Origin of the sequence: Photobacterium aphoticum, from assembly GCF_001029435.1 — a bacterium.
Classification (GTDB): domain Bacteria; phylum Pseudomonadota; class Gammaproteobacteria; order Enterobacterales; family Vibrionaceae; genus Photobacterium; species Photobacterium aphoticum.
On sequence record NZ_LDOV01000041.1, the window covers coordinates 62042 to 84451 of the forward strand.

21 protein-coding genes are annotated in these 22410 nt (G+C 53.8%); all 21 read right to left on the minus strand.

Annotation, left to right across the window (positions count from 1 at the left end; translation table 11 throughout):
- Positions 1 to 190 precede the first annotated feature (190 nt).
- The 21 genes from ccmI to flhA all read right to left on the minus strand — a co-directional run bounded on the left by ccmI (position 191) and on the right by flhA (position 22206).
- Complete coding sequence (gene ccmI / locus ABT58_RS20350) at positions 191 to 1405, minus strand: c-type cytochrome biogenesis protein CcmI (protein WP_047876277.1); 1215 nt, start codon at positions 1403 to 1405, stop codon at positions 191 to 193.
- Entirely contained in the window at positions 1405 to 1953 is a 549-nt protein-coding gene (locus ABT58_RS20355) for a cytochrome c-type biogenesis protein (protein ID WP_268248388.1), read from the minus strand. The genes ccmI and ABT58_RS20355 overlap by 1 nt, the downstream gene beginning before the upstream one ends.
- 74 nt (positions 1954 to 2027) lie before the next feature.
- Positions 2028 to 2582 (minus strand): DsbE family thiol:disulfide interchange protein, encoded by a 555-nt coding sequence (locus ABT58_RS20360; protein ID WP_047876278.1) that lies wholly within the window; start codon positions 2580 to 2582, stop codon positions 2028 to 2030.
- 20 nt (positions 2583 to 2602) lie between these two features.
- Positions 2603 to 4591, minus strand: a complete 1989-nt coding sequence (locus ABT58_RS20365) for a heme lyase CcmF/NrfE family subunit (protein ID WP_047876279.1) — start codon at positions 4589 to 4591, stop codon at positions 2603 to 2605.
- Entirely contained in the window at positions 4588 to 5076 is a 489-nt protein-coding gene (gene ccmE, locus ABT58_RS20370; protein ID WP_047876280.1) for a cytochrome c maturation protein CcmE, read from the minus strand. The genes ABT58_RS20365 and ccmE overlap by 4 nt, the downstream gene beginning before the upstream one ends.
- Entirely contained in the window at positions 5073 to 5279 is a 207-nt protein-coding gene (gene ccmD / locus ABT58_RS20375) for a heme exporter protein CcmD (RefSeq protein ID WP_047876281.1), read from the minus strand. Before ccmD ends, ccmE begins: the two co-directional genes overlap by 4 nt.
- A gap of 7 nt (positions 5280 to 5286) precedes the next feature.
- Entirely contained in the window at positions 5287 to 6018 is a 732-nt protein-coding gene (locus ABT58_RS20380) for a heme ABC transporter permease (RefSeq protein ID WP_047876282.1), read from the minus strand.
- Positions 6019 to 6328: 310 nt separating this feature from the next.
- Complete coding sequence (gene ccmB / locus ABT58_RS20385) at positions 6329 to 6994, minus strand: heme exporter protein CcmB (RefSeq protein WP_047876283.1); 666 nt, start codon at positions 6992 to 6994, stop codon at positions 6329 to 6331.
- A gap of 6 nt (positions 6995 to 7000) precedes the next feature.
- Positions 7001 to 7651, minus strand: coding sequence for a cytochrome c biogenesis heme-transporting ATPase CcmA (ccmA, locus tag ABT58_RS20390; protein WP_047876284.1), 651 nt, complete (start codon positions 7649 to 7651; stop codon positions 7001 to 7003).
- Positions 7652 to 8268: 617 nt separating this feature from the next.
- A complete protein-coding gene (locus tag ABT58_RS20395) occupies positions 8269 to 8700 on the minus strand; it encodes a DUF2802 domain-containing protein (RefSeq protein WP_047876285.1) in 432 nt (143 codons plus the stop codon).
- Between the two features lie 75 nt (positions 8701 to 8775).
- Positions 8776 to 9270 (minus strand): chemotaxis protein CheW, encoded by a 495-nt coding sequence (locus ABT58_RS20400; RefSeq protein WP_047876286.1) that lies wholly within the window; start codon positions 9268 to 9270, stop codon positions 8776 to 8778.
- A gap of 109 nt (positions 9271 to 9379) precedes the next feature.
- Positions 9380 to 10732 carry a chemotaxis protein CheW gene (locus ABT58_RS24430; RefSeq protein WP_053063151.1) on the minus strand — a complete coding sequence of 451 codons (1353 nt, stop codon included), beginning with the start codon at positions 10730 to 10732 and terminating at the stop codon, positions 9380 to 9382.
- Positions 10722 to 11501: a ParA family protein gene (locus ABT58_RS20410; protein WP_047876287.1), complete on the minus strand. Its 780-nt coding sequence runs from the start codon at positions 11499 to 11501 to the stop codon at positions 10722 to 10724. The genes ABT58_RS24430 and ABT58_RS20410 overlap by 11 nt, the downstream gene beginning before the upstream one ends.
- 11 nt (positions 11502 to 11512) lie before the next feature.
- Complete coding sequence (locus ABT58_RS20415; protein ID WP_047876288.1) at positions 11513 to 12763, minus strand: protein-glutamate methylesterase/protein-glutamine glutaminase; 1251 nt, start codon at positions 12761 to 12763, stop codon at positions 11513 to 11515.
- 199 nt (positions 12764 to 12962) lie between these two features.
- Positions 12963 to 15368: a chemotaxis protein CheA gene (locus ABT58_RS20420; RefSeq protein ID WP_047876289.1), complete on the minus strand. Its 2406-nt coding sequence runs from the start codon at positions 15366 to 15368 to the stop codon at positions 12963 to 12965.
- 9 nt (positions 15369 to 15377) lie between these two features.
- Entirely contained in the window at positions 15378 to 16097 is a 720-nt protein-coding gene (locus ABT58_RS20425) for a protein phosphatase CheZ (protein ID WP_047876290.1), read from the minus strand.
- Positions 16098 to 16130: 33 nt separating this feature from the next.
- Positions 16131 to 16502, minus strand: coding sequence for a chemotaxis response regulator CheY (gene cheY, locus ABT58_RS20430; RefSeq protein WP_047876291.1), 372 nt, complete (start codon positions 16500 to 16502; stop codon positions 16131 to 16133).
- A 53-nt stretch (positions 16503 to 16555) separates the two neighbouring features.
- The gene (locus tag ABT58_RS20435; RefSeq protein ID WP_047876292.1) at positions 16556 to 17278 is read right to left on the minus strand and encodes an RNA polymerase sigma factor FliA; all 723 of its coding nucleotides are present in this window, start codon (positions 17276 to 17278) and stop codon (positions 16556 to 16558) included.
- Positions 17271 to 18158, minus strand: a complete 888-nt coding sequence (locus tag ABT58_RS20440; RefSeq protein WP_047876293.1) for a MinD/ParA family protein — start codon at positions 18156 to 18158, stop codon at positions 17271 to 17273. Before ABT58_RS20440 ends, ABT58_RS20435 begins: the two co-directional genes overlap by 8 nt.
- Positions 18151 to 20034, minus strand: a complete 1884-nt coding sequence (gene flhF / locus ABT58_RS20445) for a flagellar biosynthesis GTPase FlhF (RefSeq protein WP_047876294.1) — start codon at positions 20032 to 20034, stop codon at positions 18151 to 18153. The genes ABT58_RS20440 and flhF overlap by 8 nt, the downstream gene beginning before the upstream one ends.
- A 72-nt stretch (positions 20035 to 20106) precedes the next feature.
- Positions 20107 to 22206 (minus strand): flagellar biosynthesis protein FlhA, encoded by a 2100-nt coding sequence (flhA, locus tag ABT58_RS20450; RefSeq protein WP_047876295.1) that lies wholly within the window; start codon positions 22204 to 22206, stop codon positions 20107 to 20109.
- Between the last annotated feature and the right edge of the window lie 204 nt (positions 22207 to 22410).

Sequence of the window (22410 nt, forward strand, 5' to 3'; positions counted from 1 at the left end):
TGCTGTGTCATAAAAGTCGTTGTACCCATCACTCACTGTGATGAATATTGTCGAGATCCGTCCATTGTATGATCTCGCCTTCGTTCCAGCCTTCTCAAGGTACCGGTATAACCCTAATAAAATGCAAAAATAAAAAAAGCTGGATACCAGTATAGTATCCAGCCTTGTACTTTCATTCCAGTTTTCGCGATTAATATTGCTGGTTAATCAAGATGTTTGTGGAACCACCCAGCGGGATAACATAGCTTTCGCCATACCAGTCACCGGTTTTGGTCATCACGTTGCCGTCGGTGTCGATACGGGCACGAATGATCATGTCTGACAGTGAGGTCATCGGACGCTCTGGGATCATGCTGTCGTTGTCATCCAACGTCAGCTGTAGCGGAAACGCTGACAGTGGCAGACGACGTGCCGCCACTGGCATTGGCGCGCCATCGGCGGAATGGACAGAGACAATCACCACGCCTTGAGCCGGCAGTTTCACTGACGGATCCAGCGCGACGTTCACTGAGACGGACGTTGCGGTGTTCTTTGACTTGTCGATCTGCGCTTGGGCACGGGCGATACTGCGATCCAGCATACTGGCACGCGGATCATCTTCACCCACCATCTGCTTCATCATGTTCCAGTAAGCAACGGCTTGTGCGTAGTCCTGACGCTCAAAAGCATCAAAGGCCAGCAGTGACATAGCACGGATGTTGGTGTGGTCGGTACGCAGCACGGTACGCAGCAACAGACGCGCACGGTCCGCTTGTGCCGGATCACCAATCATCATCAGTGTCTGGGCGTAGCTCAACTGCACTTCCGGGTTGTTCGGATCCATGCGGTAGGCTTTGTCCATCGCATCTTGTGCGGTACTCGCGTCACGGTTCGCCATGCCGATACGGCCCAGCAACAACCAGCCGGTCGCATCGTTCGGATTTTCATGTAAGCGGGTACGCAGTGCCAGCGTCAGATCGTCCATCTCCTGATCGCTCAGTGGCGTTTCGCCTTCTTCAGCCATCAGGCGCTGTGACAATTCAGGCAAACGCTGTACCGTGTCCTGCCATGCCTGCACTTTGTCCAGATTACCGAACTTCATGTACATGCCGTACGTCACGCCGATCAGGACAATCAAACCCGGCAGCAACATTGCGGTGCTGACTGCGGTTTTACGCTCTTTCGTTTCTGCCGGTACGTCGTCCAACAAAGACTGCTGCAGCTCAACGACCAACTCGTCCTGGTTTTCCACCAAGCCTTCGCTGCTCTCTTCGCTCAACTCGTCCATGCGATCTTTAAAGAACGCTTTGTTCAGCTCATCACGGCTGGCTGCCTGATCTTGCTCTTTACCGCGATACATCGGCAATACGAAGATCACCATCGCGATCACCACTAGTAAGGTGGTGACTATCCAAAACATTGTCATTATTCCACCTTACCTTGTTGTGAGTCGCTTTGAGTACTGCTCTTATTAACTGCTTTCTGCGCATCGTCCGCGTTCATTTCTGCCAACAGCGCCTGCAAACGTGCTTGCTCATCGCTCTCTAAAGCATCGGTATCGGTCACGTTGTTGCGCTTACGAGAACGCATCACCAACACGGTAAAGCCAATCACGATGAACAACAGTGGACCGAGCCACAGGATCAAGGTAGATGCCATGATCGGTGGGTCGTAAGTCACGAAGTTGCCGTAACGGGCAATCATGTAATCCACGACATCTTGCTGGCTTTTGCCTTCCTGCAACAACTCGTAGGTTTTCTGGCGCATGTCTTGCGCCAGTGTCGCATTAGAATCGGCAATGTTGTTGTTTTGACATTTCGGGCAGCGTAGCGTCGCGGTTAATTCCTGAAACGCTTTTTCTTGCTCAGCATTGTCAAACTCATACACATCGATTGAGGCCATCGCCTTAGGCGCGGTCAGAACTGACACCGTCCCCAAGGTCGCAACGGCTCCGACTGCAATGGTCAGCGCCATCACGCCTGCGGTCACCGCTGACATGAAACGCGTTTTGGTTAAACGGCCGATTGAACGGCGGAAGAAAATCGAGATCATCCTTTCGCCTCCTCAAGCAGCTTGTCATACATCGGCTTCAGTGTGTCGTTCCAGTTACGGTCGTTCACATCGCCCACATGACGGTAACGGATGATGCCGTTAGCGTCGATCAGGAAGGTCTCCGGTGCGCCGTAAACGCCCAAATCCATACCCAGCATGCCGTTGCCATCAAACAGGCTATGAATGTACGGGTTACCCAGCTCATTCAACCAACGCACCGCTTTTAAGCGTTCGTCTTTGTAGTTCAGACCGATGATTTTCACGCCTTCACTCGCCAGTTCATTCAGGTAAGTGTGCTCGGCATAACAAGTCGGACACCAGGTCGCCCACACGTTCAGCAGCAATGGCTCACCGTGGAAAATGTCCTGATCGTACAGCTTGCCCGCTTCCACCAGGTCTTCCAGTTTGAACTGAGGCACAGGCTTACCCACCAATACCGATTCCAACTTGGTCGGATCTTCACCGTCTGCATTGCGGGTCAGCTGGATCATGAACATCACCACCAATCCCATGAACAGTACTAATGGAATAAAAAGTAATTTTTTATTCATTCCTTTATTCTCTTTGCTCATTAGCTGACTTTCGCCTCTTGCTTCGCTTCGGCCTGTGCTTCTTTGCTGGCTTTCTTACGGAAGCGGTAACGCTTATCGCTGATCGCAAACGCACCGCCCAATGCCATCAGGGTGGCACCGAACCAAATCCAGTTCACAAACGGTTTGTAGTAAATACGCACGGCCCACGCATTGGTTCCGTCCAGTTTTTCACCCATCGCCACGTATAAGTCGCGGGTCACGCCGCTGTCGATGGCCGCTTCGGTCATCATTGAGCCCGCTACTGAGTAGTAACGTTTCTCAGCATGCAGTGTGGTGATGTAATCACCGTTGCGGGTAATATTGAAATCAGCAATGTAACCGTCGTAGTTCGGACCGTCCGCATCACGCAGACCGGCAAAGTTAAAGTCGTAACCTTGTACCTGCACACTTTCACCCGGCGCCAAACGCACATCGCGTTCGATGTCGTAGTTCGATACCAAGGTAATACCGATCACGCTGACCGCCATACCGATGTGGCCCAGTACCATTGCCCAGTGGCTGCGGCCCAGTTTGCCCAAACCGGTAAAGAAGCTGTGACGGTGCGTCGCACGCTCGTACAGTTCAAAGCAATGCATCACGATGATCCACACCGCCATTGCCATACCCAGTACCGCCATTGGCTGCAGCACATCAGTAAATAGCCACACTGACAAGAACGCGAATGGCAGCGTCACAATCGCAGAGATGGTCATCTGCTTGCTGATGCTTGATAACGAATCACGCTTCCAGCGAACCAGTGGACCGATACCCAGAATGAAGGCAAACGGGATCATCAACCACGTAAACAAAGTGTTGAAGAACGGCACACCGATAGAGACCGAACCCAGACCGATTTGCTTGTGTACCAGTGGCAACAAAGTACCGATCAATACCACCAACAGGCCAGCTACCAACAACAGGTTATTGGCCAGTAGCAAGTTCTCACGAGAGAACAGGCTGTAGTTACCGCGAGAACGGATTTGTGCACCACGCAGGGCGTACAGCAGCAACGAACCGCCGATCACCACAACCAAGAAGCCTAGAATGAACATACCGCGCGCCGGATCAGAGGCAAACGCGTGTACCGATACCAGTACGCCTGAACGCACCAGGAAAGTACCCAGCAAACTCAGTGAGAACGCCGAGATCGCCAGCAGTACGGTCCAGGCTTTGAACGTGCCACGTTTTTCTGTCACGGCCAGTGAGTGCATCAGTGCGGTACCGGCTAGCCAAGGCATAAATGAGGCGTTTTCTACTGGATCCCAGAACCACCAGCCGCCCCAGCCAAGTTCGTAGTACGCCCACCAAGAGCCCAGTGCGATACCCAGTGTCAGGAATGACCATGCAGCAATTGTCCAAGGACGCGACCAGCGTGCCCATGCGGTATCCAAACGGCCCGTCATCAGTGAGGCAATGGCGAACGCAAACGCGACAGAGAAACCCACGTAACCCATGTACAGCAATGGCGGGTGAATGATCAAACCCGGATCTTGCAGTAGCGGGTTCAGGTCACGGCCATCGACCGGGAACATTGGCAACGTACGCACAAACGGGTTAGAGGTCGCGATGATAAACAGCAGGAAGCCAATCGCAATCATACCCATCACGGACAACACACGCGCCAGAGATTCCAGTGGCATACCGCGCGAGAACACGGCCACCGCGACCGCCCAGGCTGCCTGGATCAATACCCAAAGCAGTAGTGAACCTTCATGGCCACCCCATACGGCAGACAAGCGGTAGTACCATGGCAACAGGGAGTTAGAGTTACTCGCCACATAGGCCACGGTGAAATCGTTGGTGTAAAATGCCCAGCTCAGGATGATGAATGACACCAAAATCATGCCAAACACACCGTAAGTGAGCGGACGCGCCATGCGCATCAGCGCCTGATTACCTACCGTCGCCCCGTAGAGCGGGTAGATGCTGAGGAGGATCGATAACCCCAGCGCGACAATGAGGCTAAAGTTGCCTATTTCTGCAATCATTGTTGAGTACTACCTTGCAATTGTTCGTCACTGTACTGAAGCGGCGCGTGAGATTTCTGCATCGCTTCTGCCACTTCAGGTGGCATGTACTCTTCATCGTGTTTCGCCAACACTTCGTGCGCTTCAATCGTACGTGAGTCCACTAGCACACCCTGCGCGACAATGCCCTGCCCTTCACGGAACAGATCCGGCAAAATACCGTCATATTTAATCGTCACTGCCGGGCCCACATCGGCCACGTCAAATGACACCTGCAGGGATTGCGGATCACGGACAACCGAGCCTTCCACCACCATACCGCCGATACGTAAACGCTGACCCACCTGTGGTTTGGTGCCATCCGGTTTACCCTGTACCAGTTCGGTCGGGGTGTAGAACAAATCCATGTTTTGGTTCAGTGCATAAAGCAACAAACCCACCGTGGCACCGAGGCCAACCACTAACGCCAATACCAGAGTCAGGCGCTTTTTACGTCTCGGGTTCATAGTGTGTTCTCCAGTTTTTCTGCGTCTTTAATGCGTTGCTCACGCGCGATTTTGTTTTTGATGTCAGCGGCCAGACGGCGCTTGGTATTGAGGCTGCTGAACATGATCCAAAGCAGGGCCGCAAATGAAATCCCATAAGCAGCCCAGACGTATGGGCCGTATCCGCCCATGGCTAAAAAGTCACTGAAAGAGTCAAAATGCATAACTGCCTCACTTCATCATTTCACGCACCCAAGGGCGGTGGCTTTCACGGGCAATGATTTCATTACGCAGACGCACAAGGGTCAGCGCACCAAAGAAACAGGCAAAACCGACGATGTTCAGCAGCAATGGCCACAACATGTCAGCATCGATAGAAGGCTTATCAAATTTAGTGATGGTCGCACCTTGGTGCAGCGTATTCCACCACTCGACAGAGAAGTGAATGATTGGCAGGTTAATCACACCCACAATCGCCAGAATACCGGCCGCTTTACCGGCGGTTTTCTGATCGTCAAACGCGCTGTACAGGGCAATCACACCCAAGTAGAGGAACAGTAGAATTAATTCTGATGTCAGACGGGCATCCCATACCCACCATGCGCCCCACATTGGCTTACCCCAAATCGCACCGGTCAACAGCGCAATCACGGTAAAGACCGCACCAATCGGTGCCATTGCCAAGGCCGCCATATCAGACAAGCGAATTTGCCACACCAGACCGATAAAGGCGGCAATCGCCATCGACATGTAGGCGCCCATCGACCAGATGGCCGCTGGGACATGCAAGTAAATGATTCGGAAACTGTCACCTTGCTGATAATCGGTTGGTGCGAACATCAGGCCCCACACGGTACCGATGATGATCGTCACAAACGCGATGATCGAGAACCAAGGTAGCAAGGTACCGCACAGGCGGTAGCAATTTTCAGCTTTAGCGTAGGGATGTAACCACTTCCACATATTTCTGCTCTACTCGTGTAATAAGAATACTTACGTTGTCCGGCCGCCATTGGCTCAATCGGGCGTCTCTTCCCCCGGGTTCACCGACTGCCGACAACGTGGTGTGTTCTGGCTGGCATTCCGCCGTCAACGGCTGCGAATCACACATTATCTATATGGTCTTTTTCGCGTTTTCCGTTGCCAGAATGAGCAAGTGCCGAATCATCGCTAGGCGGTCAACGGCACTTCAATCGCTTCCATGTATTGCTCAAAATTGTCTCACGAGATCCCTTCTCATGAGACAAATACCCCATCAGTTAATTGTAATCATTTATTGCACACTGATACGTAGCGATGCTGCGACGGCAAACGGTGACAAAGTGGCTGAACCCACCAGCATCGCGCCCATTAATGCCAGCTGGCCGTTGTACGGCATACCCAAGCTGGCCGCATCAATCGCGGAGGTCGCAAATATAAGCACAGGGATATAGAGCGGCAATATGAGCAGGCTCAATAAAACCCCACCTTTTCGCAATCCGACCGTTAACGCGACTCCAATCGCGCCTAAAAAGCTCAACGTCGGTGTGCCAATAAGCAGTGTCAGTACCACCGCTTTCCAGGTTGGCCAGTCCAGCGACAGCAAAATCGCCAGTAACGGACTGATCAACAGCAGCGGTAATCCGGTCAACAACCAGTGCGCGACCATCTTGGCAAACGCCAGTGTCGGCAGTGGCGTTGGCATCAGCATCATCTGCTCTAATGAGCCATCAACAAAGTCATCACGGAACAAACGCTCCATCGACAACAGTGCCGCTAACAGCGCCGCCACCCACACAATCCCCGGAGCAATACGCGCCAGCAGATTAGGCTCTGGCCCCACACCCAGCGGGAACAGGGTGATGACGATAATAAAGAACCACAACGGGTTAAACACATCGGCTTGGCGTCGAAAAGCAATCAACAGCTCTCGACGAATAACATGCATGATGGCATTCATGGTCGGTTAGCGCCCCAACTTGATTTTTCGTAGGTGGTTACTGTCGGTAAACATGTCCTGGTGAGTGGTCAAAATCACCATACCGCCCCGCTCGACATGAGACAAAAACAGTTGCTCCAACACCTTCACCCCTTGCTTATCAATCGCCGTCAGGGGTTCATCCAAAATCCACAACATGTGGTTACTCAGCCACAAACGGGCCAGTGCCACTCGACGCTGTTGACCGGCAGACAGCTGCCCTGCCGGGACATCTTCACGTCCGGCCAACCCCACGTGCGCCAAAGCCTGCCACAGACTTTGTTCGCCACTGACTTTCGGGCTGCCGCTCAGTTTTGATGCGCTGTTTTCTTGGTGCATCGCCTGAAAGAACGCCAGGTTTTCGTAAGCGGTCAGTTCGCGCTTCACGCCGGTCTGGTGGCCTAAAAACAATAAATCTTGGTGATAATCTTCGCGGGCGGAGGCAATGTCTTCATTGTGCCAACACACCTTGCCGTCGTCTGCATGTCCCAACCCGGCCAAAATACGTAACAACGTGGTTTTACCGGCCCCGTTGTGACCTTCAATCTGTACTAACTCACCGGATGAGACCGTGAATTGGAGATTTTCAAACAGCACCCGTTCATCGCGGGTACAACTTAACGCTTCAACAGACAACATAAACAGGATGTATCCTAAGTGACACAATTAGCCGGGAATAGTAACACATTGACCTGACTATTTGTTAGTAACACGATTATCTCGCCATAAACCGCCATACCTGCTCAGAAGGCCCCCAGCCGCGCCTTACCTTATCAGCCTCGCGCCGCCCGCCCATATGGGGAATTCGGCATGACGCTGATTCATTTTCTGCATTGCCTGTTATGACTTGAGAATGAAAAAAAAGTGCGGTGAACACGAGCGAAAAAATCAAAAAACGCTAAAATGCGCACACTCTCTTTTCATCGCGATAACAAATCCGTCAATATTGTCATAGCCTAGCGCATTATTACGCCACTTGCATCACAGATTCCAACATTCTTTCAATACCTTACAGCAAACAAGGGTGTTATACCTGTTTACATTTCCTACCATTTAGACACACGGGGAAATCGGCTTTTTACGTGCCCGCCGGGGTGACTCACGATCCACAGACGTTTCACTCAAACGTCAGATAAAAAAATACCCCTCACGGTGAGGGGTATTTTTCAGTTTTTACGAATGTATTAACGGATGTATTTACGAACATATTTGCGAAAGCATTTACGAACGTATTTACGGCGCTTTTGCGATACGCGCTAGCGGCGACGGTGCTGGTGCATCTGTTGCAAGCGCAGCAGCAATTCCGCTTCCGCTTTGGGCAAATCACACTCTTGCATCAGTTCGTTGACGTCAGCCCCCAGCTCCACCATTTTACTGGCCCGGCTGTACAGGCGACCATCCGGATCCTGCATGGCCAGTTCACCTTGGCGATCAGCCAGGGTTTCCAGTTGCTGCGTCATCTCCGCCAGTTTCTGCCCCATCCCCAATGTGCCGGCACGCAACTCTTGCAGTTGCTTGGTGAGACTCTCCTGTTGTTGGCGGGCATTTTTCAGCACCACTTCCGTGGCCGCAAACTTGTTTTCCAACGCCTGACGCGCCACGCGTTCGCGACGCACCAGTCCATAGGCTAACCCCACTGCCAATACAGAAACCGCGATGGGTACCCATTGCAACAACATTGTCATCATCTTCACTTTGCCTTCTTTACCGGGAACGGAGAGATACGACCCGTTCGGGAACCCGTTACAGATCCCAATCACAGATCACAGGTACGCCATGTCGTCCCATTCATCGTCAGACAGCAGCTTGTTCAGATCCACCAGGATCAGCAGCTGGCCGTCACGGTTACTCACGCCCTGAATGAACTTGGCGCTTTCTTCCGTACCCACGCTTGGCGTGCTGTCAATTTCAGAGCCGCGAAGGTAAACCACTTCCGCCACGCTGTCGACCAAAATACCGATCACTTGTTTTTCCGCTTCGATGATCACGATACGGGTATTGTCAGAGATCTCGCCTGGCATCAAACCAAAACGGGAACGGGTATCAATCACGGTCACCACGTTGCCGCGCAGGTTGATAATACCCAGCACGTAATCCGGTGCACCCGGTACTGGCGCGATTTCAGAGTAACGCAGGACTTCGCGTACCTGCATCACGTTAATGCCGTAAGTCTCTTCCCCTAGCTGGAAAGTTACCCACTGCAGTACCTGATCGTTACTGTCTTCTTTTTGTATTTCAGCGACACTCACCTGAGACATGCTGTTTCCTCTTGACCTAAATTTGCAGCTATAAAGTTTCTGTTACTGCAGCGTTCCTGCGCCCCCGTACCAGGTACTCACACTCGGTGGTATCAATACGGGTTGGCCATCATGCCTGTTGTAACGTGGTTTGCACATCCAATCCGGCATCGAGCATGGCGATCAGCTCGGGCACATGGATCAATGCGCACATTTTTTCTTTTACCATGCCCGCCAGCCAAGGGCGTTTACCGGCCTGCTCGCGCCAGCGGACACTGTGTTCGTGTAAGGTTTGGGTGCCTTGTAGACTGTCACACGCCAGTCCCCAGCGGCTTTCTCCCAGCATCACCAAATAACGGTACGCGTCACGGTGTGCATCATCGACCAATCGTTCTGGCATCACCCAGCGGGCGGTATCGACCACATCCAGCGAATGGTCGCGGTTAGTCATTAATCCGAGATACCATGGCGGACGACCAAACAGATGACTGACTTCTCCCAGTTGGTGAATGCCCCCCAGTTCCGTCAACGGCACCGCAAAAGTCACGCCGTGCACCTCAAAGAACAGGGCCTGGAATTCATCTCCCAGCACCTCTTGTTGCTGCCAACCGTCCGGCGGCAGATCGGCACCGGCCTGCGTGGCGAGCGCTGTCTTTGTCTCAGTCTCTGACGCTAACGCCGTGTCTGTGGCAATGCCTGTCGCAATATCTGTAACAATGCCAGTCGCAAGATCAGTGCTTAAATCTGTCTCTGCCACCGACAAATCTTGTACCGTGATATCCGGCAAGGCCATATCCTGCTCAGTGGCTGACACGGTATTGATTTCAATGCTGGACAGCGGTGCATCAGTGGTGATGTCTAACGCGCTGTCCGGCACCAGATCAACCGCTTGCGCGTGGTCGGCGTCATGGGCCATGACCAGCGCCCAGTCATCAGACAATGCGGTATCGTCCGGCTCAGCCGACGGCGCTTCAACTTCAGCTTCAACCTCCGTCTGCTCGGCCAGCAAGCTGACTTGGCTCAGCAAACGTTGCAGATCATCACGCTCTGCTGGCACATCGAACCATGACACACGCGGGGATGGTGCGACCTCAAGCGGGCTCAATGCCAATGCCGGCTGCAGAGGTGCATCTTCTTCGTCTAGCGACGCAAAATCAAATGGCGTGCTGGACGTGTCTTGATCTGCATTTACGTCCCCAACAGATGCAGATAATGCTGTATCGTCAGGCCTGGGCAGATCCTCTGAGACGTGTTCATCCGCGTCTTGCGTCGCGTCACTGTCAGCATTGACTGCATCATCTGTATTGTCTGTATAGACGTCTGCATCAGCATCCCCGGCTGACTCTGCACAGCCTTCCACAGCAGGGGCTTCCGAAACTGGGGCTTCAACAACAGGAGCCTCTTCGACGAAAGAGTCATCCAGCAGATCAAAAAAGTAATCGTCGAGCGCCTGCTCACTCGACAAACGGCTGTTATCGCTCATCGAGTTGCAATCGCTCTAAATAATTCAATAGGGTTTTGTAGGCAAACACGCCCCGGCAACTGCGTGAAAACAGTGACGGTGGCATGTGCTTGATACTGGCATCACGGAACTTGGTATCGATCGGCACCGCTGACGCCCACACCTGCTCCGGAAAACGCACTTTCAGCTCCTGCAGGGTTTGCAGTGAGGCACGAGTACGTTTGTCGTACATGGTCGGCACAATGGTAACGTTAAAACCGGCCGGCTTGGACTTTTCCATGATCTGCAAAGTACGCATCATGCGCTCCAGCCCTTTCATGGCCAGAAACTCGGTTTGTACCGGGATCAAAATACGATCACTGGCCGCCAGTGCGTTAACCATCATCACCCCGAGGATCGGCGGGCAGTCGATCAGCACATAGTCGTAATCGTCTGCCAGACTGTGCAGGGCTTTTTTCAGGATCAGACCCATACCGCTGCGGTTGCCCATGACACGGTCAAGGGTCGCCAGCGACATGTGGGCTGGAATGATGTCAATGTTATTGAATGCGGTCGGTAAAATCAGCGGACGCACCGATTCGCGATTGATCGTCGTTAGCTGAAACAAATCAAACAAACTGGCCGGTAAGGCGTCTGCGTCAAAATTCAGGTACGTCGACAACGAGGCGTGCGGATCGGTATCAACCAACAACACTCGCTTGTTACGCTCACTCAATAATCCCGCTAACGTCACCGTGGTAGTGGTTTTACCCACCCCGCCTTTTTGGTTAGCGATACTCCAAACGATCACTCTTGGCTCCCTTAGCCTAAGCCCAGTTCAACCAGAATGCGTTCAGCCACGCGATCCAGCGGTAAATCTTCGCTCGACAGGCCAGCTTTAGCGACCGCCTGCGGCATGCCATACACCACACAGCTGTCTTCGTCCTGTGCCCAAATGGTCGCACCGGCGCTTTTCAGCATGCGTGAACCGTCACGGCCATCGGCGCCCATGCCGGTCAGCACCATCGCCAACACTTTGTCTTGGTACACTTTTGCCGCTGAACCAAAGGTCACGTCTACACACGGTTTGTAGTTCATGCGCTCGCCACCGTCGATAATACGCAGGCGACCCGCGCCCGGACGGCCATCGACCATCATCTGCATACCGCCCGGCGCCAAGTACGCCATGCCCGGTTTGAGCATGTCGCCGTCTTCGGCTTCTTTCACGCCAATGCGGCACAGGTTATTCAAACGCGCAGCAAAAGCTGCCGTGAACGTGGCAGGCATGTGCTGGATCAACACAATCGGCAGCGGGAAATTGGCTGGCAATTGAGTCAGAATTTTTTGTAGCGCCACCGGACCACCGGTTGAGGTGCCGATCGCCACTAACTGGTATTTTTTACCGGTTGCTTTAAAACGGCCTGCGGTCATCGGTGCCGGACGTGCCGGCTGGCGAGGCGTCATGGCAGACACACTGGTTGCTTGGCTGCTAGTTGCGGCTGTGCTGGTGTGCGTGCTCGCAGGGCGTGATAGCGTGCTGCTCAGCGGACGCGTCGGTTCACGCAACGTGGAACCCGTTGCACGGGCAGACAGCGTCGACAATGTAGAGGTCGCGCTTGATGCCGGACTTGATGCGACAGGACTGGCACTGCGAAGCGGGCGACGCATGAAAATACGCTTACGGGCAATTTCCGCCACACGCTGTTGCAGCAGTGACGTCGCTTCATCACGGTTGCGGGCGATGTCTTCAAACTTCTTCGGCAAGAAATCCAACGCACCGGCATCCAGCGCATCCAAGGTCGCTTTGGCCCCTTCTTGGGTCAGTGATGAGAACATCAAAATCGGGGTCGGATTGGCGTGCATGATTTCACGCACAGCGGTGATCCCGTCCATTACCGGCATTTCGATGTCCATGGTGATCACGTCAGGTTGCAGCTGACGCGCCATCTCAACCGCTTCTTTTCCATTAACGGCATTGCCAATCACGCTTAAACGCGGATCCGCATTTAAAATTTCACTCACACGTCGGCGGAAAAAGCTGGAATCATCCACCACCAATACTTTCACGGTCATGCTTCAATTATCTCGTTAATGTTCACTTACGTGCTGACATACCCAAATTACCGCGTAAAAGGCCGTGTTAAACGACAACGTTCACCGTGTGCGTATCACATGGAAACTTGGGTATGAGCAGGTAGCTTTTCGTTTGGGAGCAAAGTCACTGCCATCACACCACAAAGGTATGACGGCAGTGACCCTATCAGGCCGAGGCTTAACGACCGGCGTAATGCTTCAGCAGGTTCGGTACATCCAAAATCAGGGCGATGTGACCGTCACTGGTGATGGTCGCACCCGCCATGCCCGGCGTGCCTTGCAGCAATTCGTCCAGCGGCTTGATCACCACCTCTTCCTGACCAATCAGGGTATCAACCACAAAGCCAATACGCTGATGACCAATCTGCACAATCACCACGTGACCGTGATCGCGATCGTGCTGGGTGTTCGCCACGCCAGACAACCAATCCTGCAAGTAGAACAGCGGGATCGCTTTATCACGCACGATGATGGTCAACTGGCCATCAACGGTGTTGGTCTTGCGCAGATCCAGATGGAAGATCTCGTTCACGCTCGCCAATGGCAAAGCAAACGGCTGCTCACCCACGCCGACCATCAAGGTTGGCAGAATCGCCAATGTCAGCGGCACTTTGATGTCGATACGAGTACCTTTGCCCAGCGCCGAGTCGATAGAGATCGACCCGTTCAGCTGGCTGATCCCGGTTTTCACCACGTCCATGCCCACGCCACGACCAGAGATATCGGAGATCTCTTTTTTGGTCGAGAAGCCCGGTGCGAAGATCAAGTTATAACACTCACTGTCCGTCAGACGAGACGCCGCATCGGTGTCCATCACGCCACGCTCAACCGCAATCGCACGCAGTTTGTCCGGATCCATACCGCCGCCATCATCTTCGATGGTCAACAGGATGTGATCCCCTTCCTGCGACGCCGACAGCAGCACGGTACCGACACGCGGTTTACCGGCTTTCTCACGCACGTCTGGCATTTCGATACCGTGGTCTACCGAGTTACGCACCAAGTGGATCAACGGATCCGCCAGTGCCTCAACCAGGTTCTTATCCAGATCGGTTTCTTCGCCACGCATTTCCAGCACGATGTCTTTTTTCAGACTACGCGCCAAATCACGTACCACGCGAGGGAAGCGGCCAAACACTTTCTTGATGGGCTGCATGCGGGTCTTCATCACTGCGCCTTGCAGATCTGCCGTAACCACATCCAGGTTCGCCACCGCTTTCGCCATGTCTTCGTCATTGCTGTTCAGGCCTAGGCTCACCAAGCGGTTACGCACCAACACCAGCTCACCCACCATGTTCATGATGGTATCCAGTGTCGAGGTGTCCACACGCACGGTGGCATCAGCCACTTTGGCTTTTTCTTTGGCGGCAGCACGTGCTGGCGCCGCAGGGGCTGCCGCTTGTGCCGCATGCACGGCCGCAGCAACGACAGGCACTGGCTCAGAGGTAACAGACTCAGAAACAACAGGCTCAACCGGTGCTGGCATCGCAGAGGCCGCATTAACGGCATCTTGCGCTTCAACCGCTGTCGCACTTGGCAACGTATCGGCGCCTGAAAGCACGTCATCCAGCATGTTGGCAACCGGGTTGGTGGCAAAGTCCAGCTCTTCCGCAGACGGGCCTTTACCGCTGCCGTGCAACTCATCCAACAGACGCTCAAACTCGTCATCTGTCATCAGATCATCGCCATCCACGCTCATGCTCGCAGGTGCAGAGGCCGGCGCTGTATTTGCAGGTGCTGTATTCACCGGAGCAACATCGGCAACCGGTTCCACTTGGGTGGTGAAATCACTGCAACCCGGGCCTTTACCTGCACCGTGCAGTTCATCCAGCAGACGCTCAAACTCGTCATCGGTGATGTCGCCGGTTTCCGATTGGATCTGGCTAACTAAATCATTGTTGACGAACGCAGAAGCCGCTGGCGTTTCCGGTGCAGCAACCGGCGCAATCGCCTCTGCGCCCGGGGCACGACCAATGCCATGTAACTCATCCAGCAGACGATCAAACTCGTCTTGCGTCATGTCATCCACCGAATCACCGGCAATGGCAGCACTGTCATCCACCGCAGGTGTCGCGACAGGCGCGATCACAGGAGCGGCAACCGGCTCAACAACCGGTGCAACAGTGACGGTTTCCGCCACGGTTTCCACGACCTCAACCGCCGGCGCAGCCGCTTGCTGCAGCTCTTCCGGTGTTGGCGGCAGGCTGAAACGGTGCAGGGCTTCAAGCAACGCAGGCTCAGCCGGATCCACCGGTTCGCGATCTTGTACCTGACCGAACATCACGTTAATGGTGTCCAGTGCCTGCAAAATCACATCCATCAGCTCTGCATTCACGGTACGCTTACCAGTACGAAGCAGGTCAAAGATGTTTTCTGCGCCGTGACAGGCGTCAACCAGCGCAGTGAGCGAAAGGAAACCTGCCCCGCCTTTCACGGTATGGAAACCACGGAAGATGGCGTTCAGCAATTCTGCATCGTCAGGACGACGCTCCAGCTCAACCAACTGCTCAGAGAGCAACTCTAGGATTTCCCCGGCTTCAATCAAAAAGTCCTGCAGGATATCTTCATCTAAATCAAAGCTCATTTCGTTCCTCTAAAATCCTAGGCTCGACAGCAGGTCGTCGACATCGTCCTGGGTAGACATCACATCTTCACGCACCTCGCTGTTGACGATCGGCCCTTCTGGAGCCAGACCACAAACCGGACGGGATGCCGTAGCGTTGTCATCTTGTTCCATGCCAAATGCTTTGAGGATTTCCACCAGCTGATCTTCCACTTCATGCACCAGCTCAATCACCCGACGGATGATTTGCCCGGTCAGATCCTGAAAGTCCTGCGCCATGAAAATATCGGTCAAATGGCTGCGCAGCACTGTGCCGTCACTCTCGACCTGAGTGAGCAAGTGATCGATGTCATGACACAGGGATTTGAACTCCATCAGTTCAATCTGGCCATCCATCAACTTCTGCCAACGCGGGTGGATCTGCTGCAACGTATCACCTAAACGGTCGGCCAACGGCTGAATGCTGTCTACCGCATCCATGGTTTTGTTGGCGGCCGCTTCGGTTTTATCAATCACATACAGCAAGCGATCACGGGCATCGGGAATGTCCGTTTTGGCTAAATCGTTAATGCGGGGATCAAGGCGGAAATTGGCCAGCGAGTCATGCAACTGACGCGTCAGGCGGCCCACTTCGGCATACACAGGATCGTGACTGTCTGAAACGATACCTGTCAGTATCCTGTTTGCACCATCCTGGTTCCCCGCTTCAAGCAGACTGACAAGCTCTTTGGCCTGATCAAGTGTAATCATGGTAATTGTTGTCCTTTTACGCCCAACGATAACTTACTGCATACGCTCGAAAATTTTATCCAGCTTTTCTTTCAGTGTGGCAGCGGTAAAAGGCTTCACGATGTAGCCATTCACGCCCGCCTGTGCTGCTTCAATGATCTGCTCACGCTTCGCTTCTGCGGTGATCATCAGCACTGGCAGGTGACGTAGCTGTGCATCAGCACGAATGTGCTTTAGCAAATCAATCCCTTGCATGCCCGGCATGTTCCAGTCGGTCACCACAAAGTCAAAGTCACCTTTTTTCAACATCGGCAGGGCTGTCAATCCATCATCCGCCTCTTGGGTGTTGTTAAAGCCCAAATCACGCAGCAAGTTCTTAACGATTCGGCGCATTGTTGAAAAGTCATCAACAATGAGGATTTTCATGTTTTTATTCAAAGTTGCCTCCACTGAGGTCACAGTGTTTTAGCTAATGGGTATTACGCAGTCCACGCCTTGAGCTTGGACCGCAAGCGTTGCATCGCCTGACTATGTATCTGGCAAATTCGGGATTCGCTGACCCCGATCACAGCCCCGATCTCTTTGAGGTTAAGTTCCTCGTCATAGTAAAGAGACAGGACTAAAGCCTCTCTTTCCGGCAGGGTTTTGATGGCTTCCGCGAGTGCGAGGCGGAAATTATCGTCTACAACCCCCTGAAAAGGAAGATTTTCTTCTGCAGAATCCCCACAAGAGACAGCATCTTCCGCCACTCCCAGGTCATCCATGCCTACCAAGCGACCACAATTCACATCGTTTAAGGCCTGGTGGTACTGCTCGAGACTCATCTCAAGATGGGCAGCAATTTCCTGATCGGTCGGATCGCGGCCCAGTATGCTCTCAAGCACAGAAATGGCTTCGGTAATGCGGCGACTGTTTTTGTATACCGAGCGCGGTACCCAATCGCCACGGCGGATGTCATCCAACATCGCGCCACGAATCCGGATCCCGGCAAAGGTTTCAAAACTCGCCCCTTTGCTCGGATCGTAATTTTGTTGCGCCTCCAGCAAGCCAATCATGCCGGCCTGAATAAGATCTTCCAGCAAGATATTGGGGGGCAATCGCCCCATCAAATGGTGCGCAATGCGCTTCACCAGCGACGAATAACGCGCGATGAAGGCTTGCGGACTTTCCTGATAGCGGCCATAGGTCAGTGCTTTATTCACTGAAAGGCACCTCTTGCTGTGGGCGCTTGATCAGAAGTTTTTCCACAAAGAATTCTAAGTGACCACCCGGGCTGGATGGCACCGGCCAAGTCACGGCTTTGCTTGCCAGCGCAGTCATCGCTAATGCGGCCGGGCTGCGTGGGAAGGCTTCTACCACCACGCGCTGACGTTTCACTGACTGACGCACACTGTCGTCCAGCGGAATACACGCCACCAACTCCAGGTTGGCCTGCAAGAAACGCTCAGTCACGCGGGTCAGCTTGGCAAACAAATCGCGGCCTTCGCGGTAACTGCGCACCATGTTGGCGACAATCTTGAAGCGCTGCACATCGTATTCACGGCTCAGGATCTTGATCAGGGCGTAGGCATCGGTGATTGACGTTGGTTCATCACACACCACAACAAGTACATCTTGTGCTGCGCGCGAGAAGCTCAACACCATGTCAGAGATACCGGCAGCGGTATCCACCAACAGCACATCGATGTCATCTTCCAGCGTACTGAACGCACGGATCAGGCCCATGTGCTGCGCGGCTGTCAGCTCAGCCATGTTCTGGGTACCAGAAGAAGCCGGCACGATTTTCACCCCGTAAGGGCCTTCGACAATGATGTCTTTCAGATCGCACACACCGGCCAATACGTGGGCCAAGTTACGCGTGGCGCGCAAACCGAGCATGACATCCACGTTAGCCAGACCCAGGTCGGCATCCAGCACCATGACGCGTTTGCCTTGACGGGCCATTGCAATGGCCATGTTCAAGGTGACGTTTGTTTTCCCTACGCCGCCCTTACCGCCCGTAACCGTAATCACTTTGGTCGAGGTAAGCTGTGTCATACGGCGTAAACCGCTCGCTTGATCGTACATGCTGGTCTCAATCATAAAAGTCTGCCGACTGGTTGTCAGAGCTATCGCTAGTCCAGTAATGGGGTTGCTGAGTTAACTCTTGTTCTAGTAATTCATTTGCTCGTGCAACCAAGTAGTTACCCGTAGCGACCTTAATATCTTCCGGCACGCGCTGGCCGTCTGCCAGATAGGCAATCGGCAACACATGCTGAATCGCCACACTCACCACTTCTCCGAGGCTGAGCGATTCATCTAATTTGGTCAGCACGCATCCCGACAGCGGAATACGGCGGAAATGTTCAATGGTTTCATGCAACACGCGACGCTGCGCGGTGGCTGGCAACACCAAGAAGCTGCGGATCTGTGAGCCGCTGTTTTGCATCAGGGTGTCTAACTGTTCAGACAGGCGAATATCACGCTGCCCCATACCGGCGGTGTCGAGCAAAACCAAGCGGCGATGACGAAGCTGATGAAGAATATCGGCCAGTTCCTCGGCATCTTTAGCCACACGTACCGGACAGCCCATAATGCGCCCGTAAGTGGCTAACTGTTCATGGGCACCGATACGGAAGGTATCTGTGGTGACCATGGCAATTTGATCCGGCCCGAAGTCCATCGCAGCACGCGCTGCCAGTTTCGCAATCGTGGTGGTTTTGCCGACCCCCGTTGGGCCAAGCAGGGCGACCACGCCGCCGGTGTCCAAAATGCAGTCATCAGTGGTGATGATCTGATCGGTCAGTAAATCCAACAGGGCTGGCCACGCTTCATTCGCGGGCACATCTTCCGGAATGTAACAGGCCAGTTGATCCGACAATTCCGGTGACAAGCCCATTTTCTCTAAGCGCTTGATCATCATGGCGCGCATCGGTTCGCGACGTTCCACTTCCTGCCACATCAAACCCGACACCTGATGCTCAAGCAGGCGGCGGATAGAAGCCAGTTCGTTACGCATGGCATCCATTTCACCGGCGCTGTGCTGGCTGGCTTTCGGATCGTAGCGGCTTGGGTCTAAACGGTTATTGCCACGACCATAACTGGCTGAGGCGCCTTGCGGTTCATGACGACGCTGCGCACCGACACTTTCTGGCTGACGCACTTCCGGACGACGGTAATCGCCGATATCCAGCGCATGCGACGGACGCTGGCCAAAACCGTGTCCGTTGCCCTGTCCAGACAGACCTTGAGCGGACATACCTTGAGCAGACATACCACTATTTGCCATGCCATGCCCGCCTGCGCCCTGAGACGCTCGGCTGCTCTGCGCCGCTGCGTTGTAACCACCACGCAGGCCCGGCTGTTCTGCCGCACGCGACGACGCCCCATTGCCACCCATTGATGGGTGACCAAAGCCACCTTGTGCACCACGGTTGTCACGCTGATCGTAACCACCCTGACGGAAGCTGCTTTGCATCGGTTCCGGCTCGCTGTAGCGGCTATCACGTCCCATGCCTGGTGAGGCCGACGCCGGATGGCCACCTGCATGCAGGCCACCCGAGTGCGGGCCACCCGAATGCAGGCCACCCGAATGCGTGCCACCCGAATGCTGATTCTGGTGTTTACTTTGACGCTGTAACAAGGCGGATAACGAGTCGGATTCATGCTCCGCCTCATCGGCCTCGTTACCGGTATAATTCTGTAGCACATTGGCAAAACGGCTGGTGCTCGCCGACTGCAACTGCACCTGATCGTCAGCCAGGTTGCGCTTAGCCTGACCTAAGCGATCCGCCAACATTTGACGGGTCGATGCCGACGCCGGTGGTGTGGTGTCAGCATCGGTATCCACCGCTGCCACAATCTCCACCCCACCCGTGACCTTTTTGTTGGACATGATCACGGCATCCGCGCCTAATTCTTCTTTTACCTGACTCAGGGCTGTGCGCATGTCCTTGGCAAAAAAACGTTTAATCTTCACTTCTATTATCCTGCTTCATCATGCTTTGGCTCAGGCCTCACCACTTCCTTCCTGTGACGCTGGCGCTTGGCTTTACTGATTACCAACCGCACTCACGATGCGAATTTGTTTCTCATCCGGCACTTCCTGATAAGACAGCACGCGCAAGGATGGAATGGTGTTTTTCACGAACTTCGCCAATGTCGAACGCAGCACGCCCGATGTTAGCAACACAGCAGGTTCGCCTTTGAGCTCCTGCTGCTGGGTGGCTTCCGCCAAGGAGCGCTGTAAACGCTCCGCCAGCCCCGGTTCAATGCCGGTCGATTCCCCTCCGGCAGATTGCATTGTCTTATGCAAAATCTGTTCCAACTCAGGCACCAAGGTAATCACCGGCAATTCAGGCTCTATACCATTGATTTCCTGACAAATTAGTCGTTTCAGGCTGATACGTACGGCGGCAGTCAGGATGTCGGGATCTTGACTCTTGGCGGCGTACTCGGACAAAGTCTGTACAATGGTGCGCACATCACGGATTGGGATCCCTTCATGCAGCAAGTTCTGCAGCACTTTCACCACCACACCCAACGGCAGCTGATCCGGCACAAACCCTTCCACCAGCTTCGGCGTGTTCTGCGCCAGCATTTCCAGCAAGTTCTGTACTTCTTCATGACCCAGCAGCTGCGAGGCGCAGTTGGTCAGAATTTGGCTCAGATGTGTCGCCAGTACGGTCGCGGAATCCACCACGGTGTAGCCCAAGGCCTGGGCGTGTTCACGTTGCGGCTCCATGATCCACACCGCATCCAGACCAAAGGCCGGATCGCGGGTCGCTTCACCGTCGATATGGCCAAACACTTGGCCCGGATTAATCGCCAGCTCCATGTTCGGGTGAATATTCGCTTCACCACAGGCGACCCCCATCAAACTGATACGGTAGGTATTGGGCGGTAGTTCGAGGTTATCGCGAATGTGTACCGGCGGGATCAGGAAGCCGAAGTCCTGCGACAGTTTCTTACGCACACCCTTCACACGTTCCAGCAGCTCACCGCCTTGTTCTTTGTCCACCATCGGGATCAAGCGGTAACCCACTTCCAGACCGATAATGTCCACCGGCTGTACGTCATCCCACGACAACTCTTTTTGCGGCGGCGGTGCCATCAGATCCGTCGCCGGTTTCTCGGCTTCTGCGACAGCAGCGGCTTGCGCCTGTTTAATGCGCCAGTAAGCAAAGCCACCCACTATCGCGGCAAAAAGCAAGAACGGGATATGCGGCATGCCCGGCACCACCCCCATCACAAACAAGATCGCACTGGTAATGACCAGGGCTTGCGGGTTATTGAACATTTGATGGGACATTTGCTGGCCCATGTCTTCGTCAGTATTTTGACGAGTCACCAGCATTGCGGCAGCAATAGACAGTAGCAAAGAAGGGATCTGCGCGACCAGACCATCACCGATGGTCAGCAAGCTGTAGATTTCCATCGCCGCGCCAAAGCCAAGGCCGTGCTGGCCCATGCCGATCACAACCCCACCGATAATGTTCATAAACAGAATCAAGATACCGGCAATGGCATCGCCTTTTACGAACTTCGAGGCACCGTCCATCGAACCATAAAAGTCGGCTTCTTTGGTCACTTCAAAACGGCGTGCACGGGCTTGGTCTTGGTCAATCAAACCGGCGTTCAAGTCAGCATCGATCGCCATCTGTTTACCCGGCAAGGCATCCAGGGTGAAACGGGCACTCACTTCCGAAATACGTCCCGCACCTTTGGTCACCACCATGAAGTTAATGATCATCAAGATAAGGAACACCACCAGACCCACGGCATAGTTACCGCCAATCACAACGGCACCAAAGGCATGGATCACATGCCCCGCCGCTTCCGGCCCTTCATGACCATACAGCAAGACGACACGGGTCGAGGCCACATTCAATGCCAATCGCAGCAAGGTCGCGATCAACAAGATGGTAGGAAACGCAGCAAAATCCAGCGGGCGACGGGCATAAATGGTGACCAATAAAATCACCATCGCCAACGCGATATTGAAGGTAAATGCCATGTCCAACAGCAACGGCGGCATCGGCAAAATAACCATGCCGAGCGTGGCCAGTACCATGACCGGCGCGCCAAGAGCAGGCATCGCCCCTAGTCGTGAAAATGGTAATTTATCGGAAAAAGGTAAAGAAAATTTCATGTCATCCGGTTACGGCAGCAAAGCACTCTGTAAGTCACGCGATTTACGTAATATCGCGCTTATATGCAAGATGCATTCCAATAAACCGTCAAGATATTGACGCGCGGATGTAGGGGCGAGGAAAAGCGAGGAGCAGGAACGAGTTTTAAGGGACGAGTCTCGAGGAAGAGCGGAGTTAAGAGCGGCCCTGTGGTCCTGTGGTCC

What these genes read in the sequence shown, in the direction of transcription:
- ccmA (WP_047876284.1), bottom strand. Translation starts at nt 7,651, where the DNA reads ATGTTGTCTGTTGAAGCGTTAAGTTGTACCCGCGATGAACGGGTGCTG.
- ccmD (WP_047876281.1), bottom strand. Translation starts at nt 5,279, where the DNA reads ATGCATTTTGACTCTTTCAGTGACTTTTTAGCCATGGGCGGATACGGC.
- cheY (WP_047876291.1), bottom strand. Translation starts at nt 16,502, where the DNA reads ATGAAAATCCTCATTGTTGATGACTTTTCAACAATGCGCCGAATCGTT.
- ccmI (WP_047876277.1), bottom strand. Translation starts at nt 1,405, where the DNA reads ATGACAATGTTTTGGATAGTCACCACCTTACTAGTGGTGATCGCGATG.
- ABT58_RS20395 (WP_047876285.1), bottom strand. Translation starts at nt 8,700, where the DNA reads ATGATGACAATGTTGTTGCAATGGGTACCCATCGCGGTTTCTGTATTG.
- ABT58_RS20380 (WP_047876282.1), bottom strand. Translation starts at nt 6,018, where the DNA reads ATGTGGAAGTGGTTACATCCCTACGCTAAAGCTGAAAATTGCTACCGC.
- ABT58_RS20425 (WP_047876290.1), bottom strand. Translation starts at nt 16,097, where the DNA reads ATGATTACACTTGATCAGGCCAAAGAGCTTGTCAGTCTGCTTGAAGCG.
- ABT58_RS20440 (WP_047876293.1), bottom strand. Translation starts at nt 18,158, where the DNA reads ATGATTGAGACCAGCATGTACGATCAAGCGAGCGGTTTACGCCGTATG.
- ABT58_RS20400 (WP_047876286.1), bottom strand. Translation starts at nt 9,270, where the DNA reads ATGTCTCAGGTGAGTGTCGCTGAAATACAAAAAGAAGACAGTAACGAT.
- ABT58_RS20360 (WP_047876278.1), bottom strand. Translation starts at nt 2,582, where the DNA reads ATGAATAAAAAATTACTTTTTATTCCATTAGTACTGTTCATGGGATTG.
- ccmB (WP_047876283.1), bottom strand. Translation starts at nt 6,994, where the DNA reads ATGAATGCCATCATGCATGTTATTCGTCGAGAGCTGTTGATTGCTTTT.
- flhA (WP_047876295.1), bottom strand. Translation starts at nt 22,206, where the DNA reads ATGAAATTTTCTTTACCTTTTTCCGATAAATTACCATTTTCACGACTA.
- ABT58_RS20420 (WP_047876289.1), bottom strand. Translation starts at nt 15,368, where the DNA reads ATGAGCTTTGATTTAGATGAAGATATCCTGCAGGACTTTTTGATTGAA.
- ABT58_RS24430 (WP_053063151.1), bottom strand. Translation starts at nt 10,732, where the DNA reads ATGAGCGATAACAGCCGTTTGTCGAGTGAGCAGGCGCTCGACGATTAC.
- ABT58_RS20415 (WP_047876288.1), bottom strand. Translation starts at nt 12,763, where the DNA reads ATGACCGTGAAAGTATTGGTGGTGGATGATTCCAGCTTTTTCCGCCGA.
- ABT58_RS20365 (WP_047876279.1), bottom strand. Translation starts at nt 4,591, where the DNA reads ATGATTGCAGAAATAGGCAACTTTAGCCTCATTGTCGCGCTGGGGTTA.
- ABT58_RS20355 (WP_268248388.1), bottom strand. Translation starts at nt 1,953, where the DNA reads ATGGCGCTGACCATTGCAGTCGGAGCCGTTGCGACCTTGGGGACGGTG.
- ccmE (WP_047876280.1), bottom strand. Translation starts at nt 5,076, where the DNA reads ATGAACCCGAGACGTAAAAAGCGCCTGACTCTGGTATTGGCGTTAGTG.